Origin of the sequence: Brevibacillus sp. MER 51 (assembly GCF_023714195.1) — a bacterium.
GTDB lineage: Bacteria > Bacillota > Bacilli > Brevibacillales > Brevibacillaceae > Brevibacillus.
The window spans coordinates 49595-63782 of sequence record NZ_JAMAUS010000013.1; the positions used below are offsets into that span (position 1 = coordinate 49595).

15 protein-coding genes are annotated in these 14188 nt (G+C 48.3%); 9 read left to right on the forward strand and 6 right to left on the reverse strand.

Annotation, left to right across the window (positions count from 1 at the left end; all coding sequences use genetic code 11):
- Positions 1 to 114: 114 nt before the first annotated feature.
- The 3 genes from M3630_RS23805 (at position 115) to M3630_RS23815 (ending at position 2564) form a co-directional block, all read left to right on the forward strand.
- Positions 115 to 1074, forward strand: coding sequence for an ABC transporter ATP-binding protein (locus M3630_RS23805; RefSeq protein WP_251253743.1), 960 nt, complete (start codon positions 115 to 117; stop codon positions 1072 to 1074).
- Positions 1040 to 2035, forward strand: coding sequence for an ABC transporter permease (locus tag M3630_RS23810; protein ID WP_251253744.1), 996 nt, complete (start codon positions 1040 to 1042; stop codon positions 2033 to 2035). The genes M3630_RS23805 and M3630_RS23810 overlap by 35 nt, the downstream gene beginning before the upstream one ends.
- 88 nt (positions 2036 to 2123) lie before the next feature.
- A complete protein-coding gene (locus M3630_RS23815; RefSeq protein ID WP_173612287.1) occupies positions 2124 to 2564 on the forward strand; it encodes a small multi-drug export protein in 441 nt (146 codons plus the stop codon).
- Positions 2565 to 2612: 48 nt separating this feature from the next.
- On the opposite strand, the gene M3630_RS23820 is transcribed toward M3630_RS23815, so the two are convergent.
- Entirely contained in the window at positions 2613 to 3071 is a 459-nt protein-coding gene (locus M3630_RS23820) for a GNAT family N-acetyltransferase (RefSeq protein ID WP_251253812.1), read from the reverse strand.
- 146 nt (positions 3072 to 3217) lie between these two features.
- Between M3630_RS23820 and M3630_RS23825 the strand changes: the two genes are divergently transcribed.
- Positions 3218 to 3478, forward strand: coding sequence for a DUF2573 family protein (locus tag M3630_RS23825; RefSeq protein ID WP_047068533.1), 261 nt, complete (start codon positions 3218 to 3220; stop codon positions 3476 to 3478).
- Here M3630_RS23825 and M3630_RS31235 read toward each other — a convergent pair.
- From M3630_RS31235 to M3630_RS23840, 4 genes are all read right to left on the reverse strand, one after another.
- Positions 3441 to 3641 (reverse strand): DUF1835 domain-containing protein, encoded by a 201-nt coding sequence (locus tag M3630_RS31235; RefSeq protein WP_353057258.1) that lies wholly within the window; start codon positions 3639 to 3641, stop codon positions 3441 to 3443. The two genes, M3630_RS23825 and M3630_RS31235, sit on opposite strands and share 38 nt — an antisense overlap.
- Positions 3642 to 3765: 124 nt before the next feature.
- Positions 3766 to 5160: a hypothetical protein gene (locus tag M3630_RS23830; RefSeq protein ID WP_251253745.1), complete on the reverse strand. Its 1395-nt coding sequence runs from the start codon at positions 5158 to 5160 to the stop codon at positions 3766 to 3768.
- Positions 5141 to 5710, reverse strand: coding sequence for an RNA polymerase sigma factor (locus tag M3630_RS23835; RefSeq protein WP_007716978.1), 570 nt, complete (start codon positions 5708 to 5710; stop codon positions 5141 to 5143). Before M3630_RS23835 ends, M3630_RS23830 begins: the two co-directional genes overlap by 20 nt.
- Before the next feature lie 52 nt (positions 5711 to 5762).
- Positions 5763 to 7427, reverse strand: coding sequence for a DNA repair helicase XPB (locus M3630_RS23840; protein ID WP_285862066.1), 1665 nt, complete (start codon positions 7425 to 7427; stop codon positions 5763 to 5765).
- 141 nt (positions 7428 to 7568) lie between these two features.
- Between M3630_RS23840 and M3630_RS23845 the strand changes: the two genes are divergently transcribed.
- The 5 genes from M3630_RS23845 (at position 7569) to M3630_RS23865 (ending at position 12927) form a co-directional block, all read left to right on the forward strand.
- Positions 7569 to 8888 carry a hemolysin family protein gene (locus tag M3630_RS23845; RefSeq protein ID WP_251253747.1) on the forward strand — a complete coding sequence of 440 codons (1320 nt, stop codon included), beginning with the start codon at positions 7569 to 7571 and terminating at the stop codon, positions 8886 to 8888.
- A gap of 133 nt (positions 8889 to 9021) precedes the next feature.
- The gene (locus M3630_RS23850; RefSeq protein ID WP_251253748.1) at positions 9022 to 10026 is read left to right on the forward strand and encodes an ABC transporter substrate binding protein; all 1005 of its coding nucleotides are present in this window, start codon (positions 9022 to 9024) and stop codon (positions 10024 to 10026) included.
- A gap of 91 nt (positions 10027 to 10117) precedes the next feature.
- Positions 10118 to 11173 carry an ABC transporter substrate-binding protein gene (locus M3630_RS23855; RefSeq protein ID WP_173612293.1) on the forward strand — a complete coding sequence of 352 codons (1056 nt, stop codon included), beginning with the start codon at positions 10118 to 10120 and terminating at the stop codon, positions 11171 to 11173.
- Positions 11174 to 11201: 28 nt separating this feature from the next.
- A complete protein-coding gene (locus M3630_RS23860) occupies positions 11202 to 12137 on the forward strand; it encodes an ABC transporter permease (RefSeq protein WP_173612294.1) in 936 nt (311 codons plus the stop codon).
- The gene (locus M3630_RS23865; protein ID WP_173612295.1) at positions 12130 to 12927 is read left to right on the forward strand and encodes an ABC transporter ATP-binding protein; all 798 of its coding nucleotides are present in this window, start codon (positions 12130 to 12132) and stop codon (positions 12925 to 12927) included. Before M3630_RS23860 ends, M3630_RS23865 begins: the two co-directional genes overlap by 8 nt.
- A gap of 10 nt (positions 12928 to 12937) precedes the next feature.
- On the opposite strand, the gene M3630_RS23870 is transcribed toward M3630_RS23865, so the two are convergent.
- Complete coding sequence (locus M3630_RS23870; protein WP_251253749.1) at positions 12938 to 14161, reverse strand: MDR family MFS transporter; 1224 nt, start codon at positions 14159 to 14161, stop codon at positions 12938 to 12940.
- Positions 14162 to 14188: the final 27 nt, after the last annotated feature.

Below are 14188 nucleotides of genomic sequence, written 5' to 3' on the forward strand. Positions count from 1 at the left end.
TCGTTGTAAAGTGTATGGTCATGGTATAATGTGGATGGACATCTTATGACAGTGTACCATAAACAGAACGCCATCGTCAGTTGACGAGGGGAGACTCAGATAGGAGGGCGCACATTGGCCGAAACGGTCCTCTCAGTAAAAGGATTGCAAAAAGCGATTGGCAAAAAGCCGATCATTCATGATATTACGTTTGACGTTTTCGCCGGAGAGGTATTTGGATTTCTCGGGCCGAATGGCGCAGGCAAAACGACCACGATCCGCATGCTCGTTGGATTGGCAAAAGCGGATGGGGGAGATATTCGCATCGGAGGCATCTCCCTTCAGGAACAGTTTCCGCAAGCGATTGCGCAGGTTGGTTGTATCGTCGAAAACCCGGAGCTGTACAAGTTTTTGACGGGCAGAGAGAATCTGGAGCAGTTTACGAGAATGAGCGGTGGTATTACGCCTGAGCGTATTGAGGAAATTGTTCGCTTTGTTGATTTGGAACGGGCGATTGATGATAAGGTAAAAACGTACTCACTCGGAATGAGACAGCGCCTTGGGATTGCGCAGGCACTTTTGCACCGGCCGAAAATATTGATCCTGGACGAACCGACGAACGGTTTGGACCCGGCAGGAATTCGTGAGTTGCGTCAGTTTATTCGCAAGCTTGCCGAGGAGGAAGGGCTCGCTGTCTTTATTTCGAGCCATCTTCTCAGTGAAATCGAGATGATGTGCGACCGGGTGGCGATTATCAGCCAAGGAAAGGTCATCTCGGTTGGATTAGTCAAAGAACTGATGGAGCAGTTTGCTGATCAGGTCGATTGGACAATCCCGTCTTCCTATATACAAAAGGCCGAGCAGCTCTTGCGAAACCTACCAGCAGTGACAGAAGTGTGGGTGGTCAGTGAAGAGCGTCTGAAATCCCGCATGGATATTGAAAAAGTAAGCGAGGCTAACCAAGCGTTGGTCAATGGCGGCATACCTGTGATGGGAATTGCGACGAAGACGGTTACACTGGAAGACCTGTTCCTTACATTGACGGGAGGAGGGGGAAGTCATGGAGCAGAGCATGGTGGGGCTCGTACAGAATGAAACCATAAAATTGCTGCGCAGGCGCCGTTTTCTCGTTGTTGTGCTCATCTTGGCGATTCTGATTCCGATTTTTACATACGCACAGTACCGCTCGGTTGTCACTGCACAAGAACGAATGGGGACGACCGACTGGCGCCCGCTCTTAACCCAACAAATCGTCGATATGCAAAACAGGCTGGCATCAAGCCGTCTTCCAGAAGAGTGGAGAGATTTTATCAAGGTCCGGATCGCACAGCAGCAATATTATTTGGATCACGACATTAACCCGATGGCGCCAGGTGGACCTACTTTTGCCCGTGGCTTTATGGACCAAGCCATTTCGATGTTTTTGCCGATGATTATCGTCGTACTCGCAGTTGACCTTGTATCTTCTGAGTTTAGCGAGGGGACAGTCAAGCTGCTATTGACGCGGCCTGTACGGCGTTGGAAGGTGCTGACCAGCAAATACATCACCTTGTTGCTATTTACCTCTCTAACGGTTCTCACGACACTAATTCTCGCTTATTTGCTCTCTGGGGTCGTGTTTGGCTATTCGGGTTGGGACCTTCCTATTTTGACTGGCTTTGAAGTATCGGGAGGAGAACTGGAGACATCTGGGGCTTTCATGCTGCCACAATGGCAATTTTTGCTGATGCAGTATGGTCTGGGCTGGTTCGTCTGCGTTGTGGTTGCAACGGTAACACTTATGGTCTCTGTTTGGGTTCGGAGTGCGGCTGCGGGGATGGGAATTATGATGGCCGCGTTAATTAGCGGAACGATCCTGACGCAGATGGCATCCTCCTGGGAATCGTCCAAATACTTGTTCGTGGTTAATTTGCAGCTGACGGATTATCTCAATGGAACACTGCCTCCGATTAAGGGGATGACGTTGCCCTTCTCGTTGACCGTGTTGAGTGTATGGGCGATCGCAGCGCTGATCATTGCGTACGCAACCTTTATCCGAAGGGATGTCACATCCTAATTTGACCTTTTTCGTTACTTTATCGCAAGTCTGCTCGTCTTTATCATGACGAATGAAATAGACAGCGAGAGGAGAAAGGCGAAATAGAATGGATGTATTATGGAAAGCAGGCTCGGTGACACTATCTGGCATGTTTGAGCTGTGGGCAGCGATCCCTGTAGGTTTTATGTTGCAGCTACCACCGATTCTGATCGGAATATTTAGTGCGGTGGGTGCGATCATCAGCGCAGGTGCTGTTATTTTTGTGGGAGGTTCGTTGCGCAACTGGCTTTTAAAGCGTGTAGAGAAACGGAGCAATCGTCAGGGGCGCATGTGGCAGATATGGGATAAATACGGAGTGGTCGGGCTTGGTCTCGCTTCGCCGCTCTTAACAGGAGCCCCGCTGGGAGCTGCTATCGGTATCTCGCTGGGAGCCCCTACCAAAAAGCTCATGCTGTGGATGTCAGTGGGCATTATTATCTGGAGTGCGCTATTGACGGCAGGAGTGGCTTTTGGTCTTTTGCAATTCATGGTACCAGAAACGAAATAGCTATACGCATGAAAACCGCCAATTTCTGGCGGTTTTTGTTTATGCAGTTCATAATGTGAGTCTGTAGACAATCTCTCCATCGTATACGTCGCCTGTTTCTTCAAAACCGGTTTGACTGTATAAATCTCTAGCACCTGCATTGTCCGGGCATACGGTCAGATTGATAAATCTGCTCTGTGGGAAACGGTTCCGAACCGTATCCAGGATCGCTACGAGAGCCGCTCTGCCATATCCATTACCTTGGTACCGGTGATCGATCAAAAAACCGTTGAACCAGTAACACCAATCTGTTGAGGCGTCATAGGTAATCATGACAAACCCAACCATTTTATCAGCATCATACAAGCAAAATGGTTCATATTCGCAGTTGTCACCATCAGGTCGGATATGGACCTTCGCCAGTGAAACGGCAACAGACGGAACAAAGCGCTGCTGCTCATCTTGTACCTGCAAGCGTAATGCATCTTGCCAGTTATCTCTGGTTGTTGGCACCAGTCGAATACGAATGCCCTTGATAAGTCTTCACCTCGATCCTCTGATAGCTTAAGCCTAACAGATCCCACCTGAAAAATCTTCCTTTTCCGCGTGGGTGTTTTTTCGTAAAATAAACCAAGGATACAAATAGAAAAGTTCCCGAAAGTGAGGTAACTGACATGGACGAGAAAAAAGAAGCGTTGGTCCCTGAATTGGAGGATCTAGTTCATAAATTTACAGAGCTGTTGACAGGAGAAGCGACCCCTGAGCGCGTAGAGATGGTAAAAATATGGTGCCTATACACGACAATGGCAAAAGCAATGCCACCGCTGATTCAGCATTGGGGAAGCGAGCCTGAGCATATGGAAGCACGCAATCAAATTCGGGAAATCATCGAGCAGATCAAGCAGTGGAATCAGGAGAAAAATCAAAAGCATTAAAAGTAGGAAAAAACGCTGTCACTAACCAGCGTAGAGGCGGTCCAACTGAAAAATCATCCTCGATACAGATGATGCTTTCCGTTTGTAGTAGATTCTGTTTGCGGAAGACGGATCGAAGTGTACCGTAGGCAGATAGGCCGAAGCAGATGTGAAACTTGTCCATTCGTTAGCTCCTCAGAATTATCTTCCTTCAGTATATCGTAAGTTGGATTGGATCAAAAGACAGAACAGAAAAAAGACACGATCCTGAAAATCAAGTCGTGTCTTTTCTAATCGTAGGGATCTTTTTACGGATTCCATGTGATATGTTTGGCAGCATCCATTAATTCATTTAAGGTGACACCATGTGCCGTCATGACTACATACAACGATTGGTTGTCGGATTGAGCGTTAAAATGAGCCGAGTGCTGGGCTGTTGATGCTTTTGAATCCGTTTGATCAAAAGAAACAGCAATAGCTTGCTCTCCGTTGACCGCGAACAACTGAGTAGCCGAGAAAGTACCTGGGATAGAGAGGCTGCGCTTGCCTTCAGTATTTCGCACAACATCTATGCGAATCCAGTCGTTGTTTCGCTTGTAATCTGAAGTTAAGCGAGTCACCTTCTGGCTGGTTTCGGATTCATATTGGACCGATACCGTACTCATCGAGAACCCATTCGGTGATTGCGACAGGGCTGGAACGGGCATATCTGATGCTTGTACAGCGGTGTTCAAATCTGTGAAGGAAGAGAGCGTAATGGGCTGCTTCGCTGCCGTCGGCAACGTTGGACCGACCAATGCGCTCTCAGTCGCACCGCCATCAGCCGTGTCTGGTTCCAATTGGGAAGCGATCCCAAATGTCGTAGGATTCTCAGCAGCAGCCCCATTGGCTTCCTTAGCGGCTATATGGTTACCCGTATTAGCTGACTCCGCTGGAACTTCTGATTTCGCTTTTGCCGCTTGATCAGCTGAGTTCCCCTGTAATCCGCGAGATGCCACGCTGTTCTGCCCGTCTTTATTGATCGTACGTGGCTCTGGTGTGGTTGCTTTTTCCTCAGGTTTCACCATTGCAATCGCATTGTTCGATTGGGCAGGTGAGGCAGGAGGTGTATCTTTTGAAGGCGCAGTCGGAGCGACCTGCGATTGTGTAGCCGCAGACTCTGGATTGCTTTCTGCTTTTTTCATCGTCGGACTATCAGCGGCTGCTGGTAGTGAAGCGATAGCAGGTGCTGGAGCTTGCGGTTCCGATTTTGATTCCGTTTCGTCGTGTGCAATCGTGTTCCTGGTGTCTTTCATTCCGTTTTCTTGTATGGCAGCCATTTGAATATTACTTGGTGTCAGTTGTTGGTAACCGACGAAACCGACTGCGAGCAAGACTGCCGCTGCGCTAACCCAAGCGTATGAAGGGAAGCCTTTGGTCCAACGCTTGTTTGGCTTTGAAATCACTGTGCTCGTTTGTTGTTCTGAAGATGCAGTAGCGGCGTGAGGGGGTACACCTTTTCCGGCGGTCTGGTAGATTGCTTGCATGATTCTGTCTTCCAGGTTCGCTTGAGGCAGTGGAACCTCCTTCAAGAACTGCACCTCCTCTTCTGTTGTCATTTGCGTTTCTATCCAAGCGATGCATTCGTCACAGGTTTCAATATGTGAGTATGAATCGCTATCTGTGTCATCTAGCCATGCTTTTCTAAATGCCTGGCAGTTCATGTACGAGCCCCCCTTCCTTGCGGGATAACAATTTTGCGAGTTCCTGACGAGCACGCAAGTAACGGACGCGAGCTGTAGATTCGGCGATGCCGAGGAGTGTAGCTATTTTTTCAAACGGATATTCGTGCGTACAGCGAAGGACGATCACTTCACGATAAGAATCTGACAGTAGAGCAAAGGCTTCCTGAATTTCTCGACGTTGCTCTTTTGTCATGAGCGATTCCTGAGGGGATTCGTCCCGTGTATTAGATGGCACATAGGCCAATTGTTCATCCGAGTCATGATACTTTCGGCGACGCAAGAAGTCGATGCTCTTATTTCGGGCAAGCGTATGTAACCAAGAAGAAAACTGGCTGTCCCCACGGAATGTGGACAATTTTTCATACGCTTTAACAAATACTTCTTGAGTGAGATCCTCTGCATCAGAGCGATTGTTTACCATTTTGTAAATGAAAACGTAGATCATATGCTGATATCGCTGGATGAGGTCGCGATACGCTTCGATGTCGCCTTGAAGAATCCGCTGAATGATTTCGGCGTCGGATTGCATTGAATCTTTGGCCTCCCTTCCCTCTATGAGACGCTGGTTATTCGTAAACGTTTCAGACCAGCGTTTCGATTTCTATAATATCGTATGGATAGCCCTGTTCGACCAGAAAAAGCTGGCGATGGAGCGAAAACTCCTGTTCTTTCGTGTCTCGCGTTACCAATGTATAAAAATGGGCGGTGTTGTCGTCTGTTTTGGGCCTTAAGATACGTCCCAGGCGCTGTGCCTCTTCTTGTCTGGAACCATACGTCCCGGAAATTTGGATGGCGACGTTGGCGTCAGGCAAATCAACCGCAAAGTTGGCTACCTTGGATACGATCAGGCGTGTAATTTCCCCTTTTTTAAACTGCGTGTACAAAAGCTCACGTTCTTTGTCCGGTACTTTTCCTGTAATGAGTGGCAGTTGAAGGGCCGTTGCCATTTGTTCAAGCTGATCGATATATTGCCCGATGATCAAAACGCGATCGTGGGCGTGCCTCTCCAATAGCTCGCGGACGACCTCCAGTTTTTTTGGATTTTCCGCTGCAATGCGAAACTTTTGACGAGCGGATGCATGTGCATAGGCCTCTCGCCACTTCGGCTCAAAGGGGAGTCGAATTTCTCGGCAATGCGCCTCTGCGATCCAGCCTTGCTCTTCCATGACTTTCCACGGAACCTCGTACTTTTTTGGACCAATCAGCGTGAAAACATCTTCCTCCCGCCCGTCTTCCCGAACGAGAGTAGCAGTCAGCCCAAGTCTGCGAGTGGCTTGAATCCCAGAAGTTACACGAAAGATGGGTGCGGGCAACAAATGCACCTCATCGTAAATAATAAGCCCCCAGTCGCGCTCTGAAAAGAGTTTCAGATGAGGAAAATCATCTTCGGCGGTGGGGCGATATGTAAGAATTTGATAAGTTGCCACAGTTATTGGCTTGACTTCTTTGTTGTCACCAGTGTATTCCCCGACCATATTTGGATCAAGTCCTGTTTTGTCCAAGAGCTCAGCGATCCACTGTCGAACCGATGTCGTATTCGTGGTCAAAATGAGGGTGGCTGTTTGCAATTGGCAAATGGCACCAAGTCCAATGACTGTTTTTCCTGCACCACAGGGTAGGACGAGAACGCCGCTTCCCCCGGTCACAGCGCCTCCGGAATAGAAGGCATCGACAGCTTCTTTTTGATAAGAACGCAAAGAGAATGCTTTGCCTCGAGATGTCGTTTCCCGCAAGCTGACTGCACAGGATTCGCCTTCTGTATAGCCCGCCAAATCTTGTACAGGAAACCCGAGCTTGATCAGCTCTTGTTTGATCAACCCGCGCGCATAGCTTTTGATGACAAATTCACTCTCAAAAAGAGCAGCGATTGATTGATAACTGGTCACCTCTGCTAAAAGAAGCGGGTCTTCACTCATTAATACGAGTTGATCACCAATGCGTTCCAAACGAAACAAGCCGTATTTTCGCATCGTATCTTCAATTTCTTTGACAATGGTTGGCGGGACACCGTATTTGCTGTAGTTGCCAAGCACGTCTGTTACCTCTTGTGATGTGAGACCGGATGCAGCCGCATTCCAAAGCGATAAAGGGGTAATCCGATAGGTATGGATGTATTCTGGGTTCTTGATTAGCTCAGTAAAACCGCTGATAGCTTGTCTGGCCTCGGAAAATAAAGGATGTTGCGTTTCCAACAATATCGTCCGATCGCTTTGAACGATCAAGGGCAGGTCTGGACGGTAGGACAATAGACTCACCTCGTTACAAAAGGCATAGGAATCAGCACTATGGTATCACAATCTCAAAAAGAAAGAAAAACGAACAGGTAACATTTTGGCTGCGATGGGAAACAATATCCCAAAGCATGGACGGAAAGGATGGAGGGGAGCATGGCAATTTGGGGAAGCTTGTTTAATTTGATCTTGGTCATGATCCTCGTACTCCTGAACGGGTTCTTTGTTGCGACTGAATTTGCGATAGTAAAAGTAAGGGAGTCGCGGATTGCACAGCTCGCATCGGAAGGAAACAAGCGCGCTGTCGACGTCGAGAGGGTCCTGCACAATTTGGATGCCTACCTCTCTGCGTGCCAACTTGGCATTACGCTGGCTTCATTAGGACTCGGTTGGCTAGGAGAGCCTGCCGTTGCGCATCTTCTGCATCCCGTTTTTCGATACTTCCATTTAAATGAAACGGTTGTTACCAGTATTTCCTTTATTATTGCTTTTTCGGTGATTACCTTTTTGCATATCGTACTGGGGGAACTGGCTCCGAAGACATTGGCTATTCAATACTCGGAAAAGGTGGTACTGGCAGTAGCGAAGCCGATCCAACTCTTTTACAAAATCATGTATCCCTTTATTCAAATGCTGAACTGGTCCGCGAGCCATTTTCTTGCGCTTTTTCATATATCCTTGGAGCCGCATCAGGAAGCACATACAGAAGAAGAGATACGCATTCTTGTCAATGAAAGTCATAAAAGCGGCTTGATTGATCAAACTGAGCTGATGCTGGTTGACAATATTTTTGACTTCTCGGAGACGATGGCAAGAGAAATCATGGTTCCGCGTACGGATATGGTTGTCCTGAACCTGCGAGATCCTTTTGACGAGAACGTGAAGCATGTCCAAAACGGACGTTTTACCCGTTATCCAGTAGTGGATGGTGACAAGGATCATGTTGTGGGGAGTTTGCACATTAAGGATATGCTGACAGGGCTTCTGGAAGGAGATAGCCATGACCTTCAGACCTTCATGCGTCCGATTTTGACGGTACCGGAGACGATTTCGATCAGCCGATTGTTGACCATGCTGCAAAAACAACGAGGCCAAATGGCAATTATCATTGACGAGTATGGGGGCACTGCGGGCCTGGTGACCCTGGAAGATATAATGGAAGAAATTGTTGGTGACATTCAGGACGAGTTTGACGATGAACGCCCAGAGGTAGAACGAAGCGACGGCATGCTGTCATTGGACGGGCGTATGTTATTGGAAGAAGTGGGCGATTATCTGGACATCGAATTGGAGTCGAGCGATGTGGATACACTTGCTGGCTGGATTTACATGCAGATCGACCATCCGCCGCGCGTGGGAGATCGGGTAAAAGAGGGAAAGTACGAATTTGTCGTGGGAGAGGTCGACCATTACAGAATCACCAGGGTATATGTAAAGAAAGTCGGCAAAGCAGAGGAAGAAATCGGTTCCACGTAAGTGAGGAAAGGGGGCTTCTCAATGCGTAATATAATTGCTATAATGGGACACAAGTTGCATAGATGGCAATGAGCCTAATTACTTAGGGTGATTAGGAGCAGCAAAAGAGCAGAGACTAGAGGAGGAAGTACAGATGAGACGAGCAGTCAGTATGGTACTGACCGCATTGCTGGCGTTTTCTTTGGCAGCATGTGGTAACGAAACAGGTGGGAAAACAGAGACAGCGGCAACGACAGGCCAAGGGCAAACAGTGAAGCTGGGGCTGACGCAATTCGTGGAGCACCCTGCGCTGGATGCTATTCATAAAGGGATTTTGGATGGTTTGAAGGACGCTGGCTACGAAGAGGGCAAGAACTTGGAGGTAGACTCCCAGAACGCCCATGGTGACATGAACAATACAGTCTCGATCGCACAGAAGTATGCCGGAGATAAGAAGGATATTGTCGTAGCGATTGCGACGCCATCGGCTCAGGCTGCAGCCAAGGCGATTGCTGACAAACCTGTTATTTTCAGTTCCGTAACAGACCCGATCTCGGCTCAACTGGTTGGCAGTCTGGAAAAACCAGACAAAAACGTGACCGGGACGTCCGATAAAGTATCGATGGAACAACAATTGAAGCTGGTGAAAACCTTCCTGCCTGACCTGAAAAAGCTGGGCGTGATCTATACGACTTCCGAAATTAACTCAGAGGTACAGGTCAAAGAATTGGAAGACGCAGCGCAAAAAGAAGGCGTAGAAATCGTCAAGGCAGGCATTTCGCAGTTATCCGAAGTGCAGCTTGCAGCTCAAAGTCTTGCTAGTAAAGCAGATGCCATTATTATCCCAATTGACAACACCGTCGTATCTTCCTTTGAAGCGGTACTGGGAGCAGCAGAGGAAAACAAAATTCCTGTATTTGCTTCTGATACCGATACAGTGAAACGTGGAGCGGTTGCTACTTACGGGATTGATTACTACCAAATCGGTAAACAAACAGGCGATATGGCTGCCCGTATCTTAAAAGGGCAGACGGTTGCTGATACTCCTGTAGAGATTTCGAAACAAGCTGATTTGTATATTAATGAAACAGCTGCTGCAAAGTTTGGGCTCACTATTTCTGAGGCACTCAAACAACAGGCGAAAGAAATCATCAAGTAAAAAGAGAGCGTCATGCTCTCTTTTTATTCTTTTAAAACCGTTTTATCCATGTTAAACTGTAAAAAAAAATTCACGAGGGGGAATTCACTAAATGTTCAAACAAAAGAAGAGTATTAAAATTTTTCAGAGTTTTTTATTTCCTTTATTGCTTTTGTCTGTTACCGCTTGTGGACAGCAAAGCACTACCCCTGCAAACAATTCTACACCCGCTCCTGCTACCACGACGGCGCCTGCTCCGTCTACTGAAACCAAGCAGTTGACAATTGGGATTGCCCAATTCGTTGAACACCCTGCTTTGGATGCGGCGAGAGAGGGCTTTATTAGCCAACTGGCTAAAAATGGTTACGAAAAAGACAAGCAAGTAAAAATCGATGTGCAATCCGCTCAAGCGAGCATGGATACAGCCATTCAGATTGCCCAAAAATTCGAGGCTGACAAAGTAGATTTGGTGCTGGCCATTGCGACTCCAACGGCACAGGCTGCTGCACAAACCAGCAAAGAGATTCCGATCCTCTTTACTGCGGTAACAGACCCGGTAGAAGCTGGTCTGGTAGCAGCGATGGACAAGCCGGGAGCAAACGTAACTGGTACATCAGATATGAATCCAGTTGAAGAGCAATTGAAGCTGATCAAAGAAATGAAAGCTGATGCGAAATCTGTTGGAATCATTTATAGTTCTGGCGAAGTCAACTCCAAAGTACAGGTAGATGCGGCAAAAGCAGTAGCCGGCAAGCTTGGTTTAGAGATTAAAGAAGCGGCGATTACGAGCGCGACAGAAGTGAAGCAAGCAGCTGAGTCCATGGTCGGCAAAGTAGATGCTTTCTACGTACCGACTGACAACATGGTCGTCTCTTCGATTGCAGCTGTTATCGGTGTCGCTGAAGCACAAAAAATTCCGGTCATCGCTGGTGAAGAAAACTCTGTGAAGAGCGGAGCGATTGCCACTTACGGGATCGATTACACAAAGCTGGGCGAGCAAACAGCTGATATGGCAACAAAAATCCTGAAGGGTGAAGCGAAGCCGGCTGATATGGCTGTTGAAGTGCAAGCAGACATGAAGCTCGTATTGAACAAGAAAGCAGCGGAAAAAATGGGTGTGACGATTCCGCAAGCCATGCTCGACCGTGCTGGACAAGTGATCGAGTAATAAATGCAGTAATTGGAGGATTTCTTCTATGAATCAACTGGCAATAATGGGAGCCATTGAGCAAGGTTTATTATTTGGTATCTTGGCTCTCGGTGTATATCTGACCTTCCGAGTCCTAAACGTTCCTGACTTGACTGTAGATGGTAGTTTTGCCTTGGGAGGAGCAATCGCAGCCAAATTCATTATCGATGGCACCAATCCGTTTTTGGCCACCCTGCTGGCTTTCATCGTAGGTGGTTTGGCAGGTGCTTTTACGGGCGTCTTGCATACCAAAGGAAAGATTAACGCACTTTTGGCGGGGATCTTGACGATGATTGCCTTGTACTCGATCAATTTGCGTGTCATGGGAAAAGCGAATTTGCCTCTTTTGCGGGAAGATACCTTGTTCACTTATGTGAAGGATATGGGCATTCCGAACCTGGCCGTAGGTGGAGTTACCTTGCTGACAGGTGTAGCAATCGTCTTTATCGTAGGTGTTCTGGTGTTGAAGCTCATCATTGACTGGTTCCTTCATACGGATATGGGTCTGGATTTGCGTGCGACAGGTGACAATTCGAAGATGATCCGCAGCTTTGGGGTAAACACGGATTCGACAACGATTATCGGTTTGGCTCTCTCCAATGGCTTGGTAGCGTTAGCTGGTGCGTGGGTAGCCCAATACCAAGGCTTTGCGGATGTAGGAATGGGGATCGGGATGATCGTTATCGGTCTCGCTTCCGTTATTGTCGGGGAAGTATTGTTTGGCAGCTCTTCGATTTTCCGAGTGACGCTTGCTGTCATTCTCGGCTCGATTGTGTACCGCTTGGTCATTGCCCTTGCTCTGGATGCAGGACTCAATCCTTCTGACATGAAGCTGATTACTGCCCTGATTGTTATCATCGCCCTGACAGTACCTACTGTGGCAAAAGGCATCTGGAAAAAGCAAGCGGTACGCTCGGCAAGGGGAGGAAGCAGCGATGCTTAAAATTACAAACGTCAACAAAGTATTCAACGCAGGAACTGTGAATGAAAAGATCGCGCTTCGAAACGTCAATCTGCACGTTAAGAAGGGAGAGTTCATCACCGTTATTGGTAGTAATGGTGCCGGTAAATCGACGATGATGAACATGATCTCTGGTGGACTGACGCCAGATAACGGAAGCATTACGATTGACGGCAAAGATGTCACCCGCTTGGCAGAGCACCAACGCGCAGGTCTGATCGGCCGTGTGTTTCAGGACCCGATGGCAGGTACAGCGCCGAACATGACGATTGAGGAAAATTTGGCAATCGCATTGGGGCGGGGAAAACGTCGTACACTTGGATTTGGGGTGAATAACCAGAAGCGAGAGCTGTTCCGTGAGCAGCTCAAGCAGCTGGATCAAGGGCTGGAGAACCGTTTGAAGACCAAAGTTGGTTTTCTCTCAGGGGGACAGCGCCAAGCACTGAGCCTGTTGATGGCTACCTTCACGGAGCCAAAGATTTTGCTTCTCGATGAGCATACAGCAGCGCTTGACCCGAAACGGGCGCAGCTGATTGTAGATTTAACGGAAAAAATCGTGGAACGTCATAAACTGACGACAATTATGGTCACGCATAATATGGAACAAGCGTTGAACATGGGGAATCGTCTGTTGATGCTCCACGATGGGGGAATCATCCTCGACATTCCGGATGAGAAAAAACGGACGATGAAACCGCAGGATCTGCTTCGCGCATTCGAAACAGCCCGCGGTGGAGAAAGCTTCAGTGAAGATCGCTTCTTATTAACCTAATCGGATCGAATCAGCCTTCCTGTTCAAACGGGAAGGCTTTTTCGTTGGTGGAAAGATACACATACATGAATCCGGCACCGATCAAGAGAATGCCTGCGACAATGGTGAAAAGGATCGTGCCGCCATAATGCAGCAAGACAAGGCTGCCCAAGTACGGTCCGCACGTACGGGAAATGTCCCAGTGCGTTCCCGTAATCGCAAAGTACCGCCCGCGCATCGTAACAGGTGATATCCGGGTGACGAAGGCCATTAACTGAGTCAGACCAATACTTTCTCCGATGACGAGCAACACTTGCAAAGCGAGAAGGACAGGCACGTTGTCGATGAAGGCATACCCCAAGGATACGATGAGAAAACAAATGTACGAGCCGCTAATCAACAGGCGAGCCGGCAAGTGCTGGGTCCATTTGACGAGCAAGTACTCGAACAGGAGCAGCAGGCCCCCTTTTACCGCAATGAGCAAAGCGAGAGTTTGCAAATAGTCTGGCAGCGTGTATTTGAGATGTAGCTGGAGATTTGTCTCGGTTTGGGCGTAAAACAAACTGATCGGCAAAGACAGCAGCATGATGGCAAGGGCTGGTCGATAAGCATGCCAGGAGCTGCGTGAACGTACGTCTGCTGCTTCCACAACGGGAGCTTCTGGCAGCGGAGTTTGCGGGATTTTCCACCAGACGGCAAGAGCATAGATTAATAGTGAGATCGCAGTAAACAAAAATGCCATAGCAGGATCGTACTTATAAATGATGACACCGACTAAAGGTCCCAATGCGGCCCCGATACTGCTGGAAGTATTGAGAAGAGCAAAGGCACCGGCCATTTGTGCAGCGGAAATCGTATCAGCAAGATGCGCACGGCTGACAGGGATAAACAGCGAGCGGCCAGCGCCGTTGATGATGTACAGGATCGCAAAGCCCAGCATAGAGTCTGCCCAAGCCATTCCCAACATGGCGAAGCCTTGCAGGAAAAGGGCGAGTAGCATGATTGATTTTCGGCGATAGCGGTCCGTGATGCCACCAGCAAATAGCGTCAGCAAAATCTCGGAGAAGGGCTGCAAACCAATGACGAGCATGGTCATGGTGACAGAGCCGCCGATGTTCTCGCTCAAGTACAATACGAGAAACGGGGCGATCATGGCGCTGGATAGTGAGGTGAGCGTTTCGCCGAATAGACGGACCCAGAGGAGTATCGGATACGCAGCAAAGAATCGACTGAGAGCATGCGGAATGTGTGGCATAAGAAAATCCTTTCTTTCGGCTTTTTC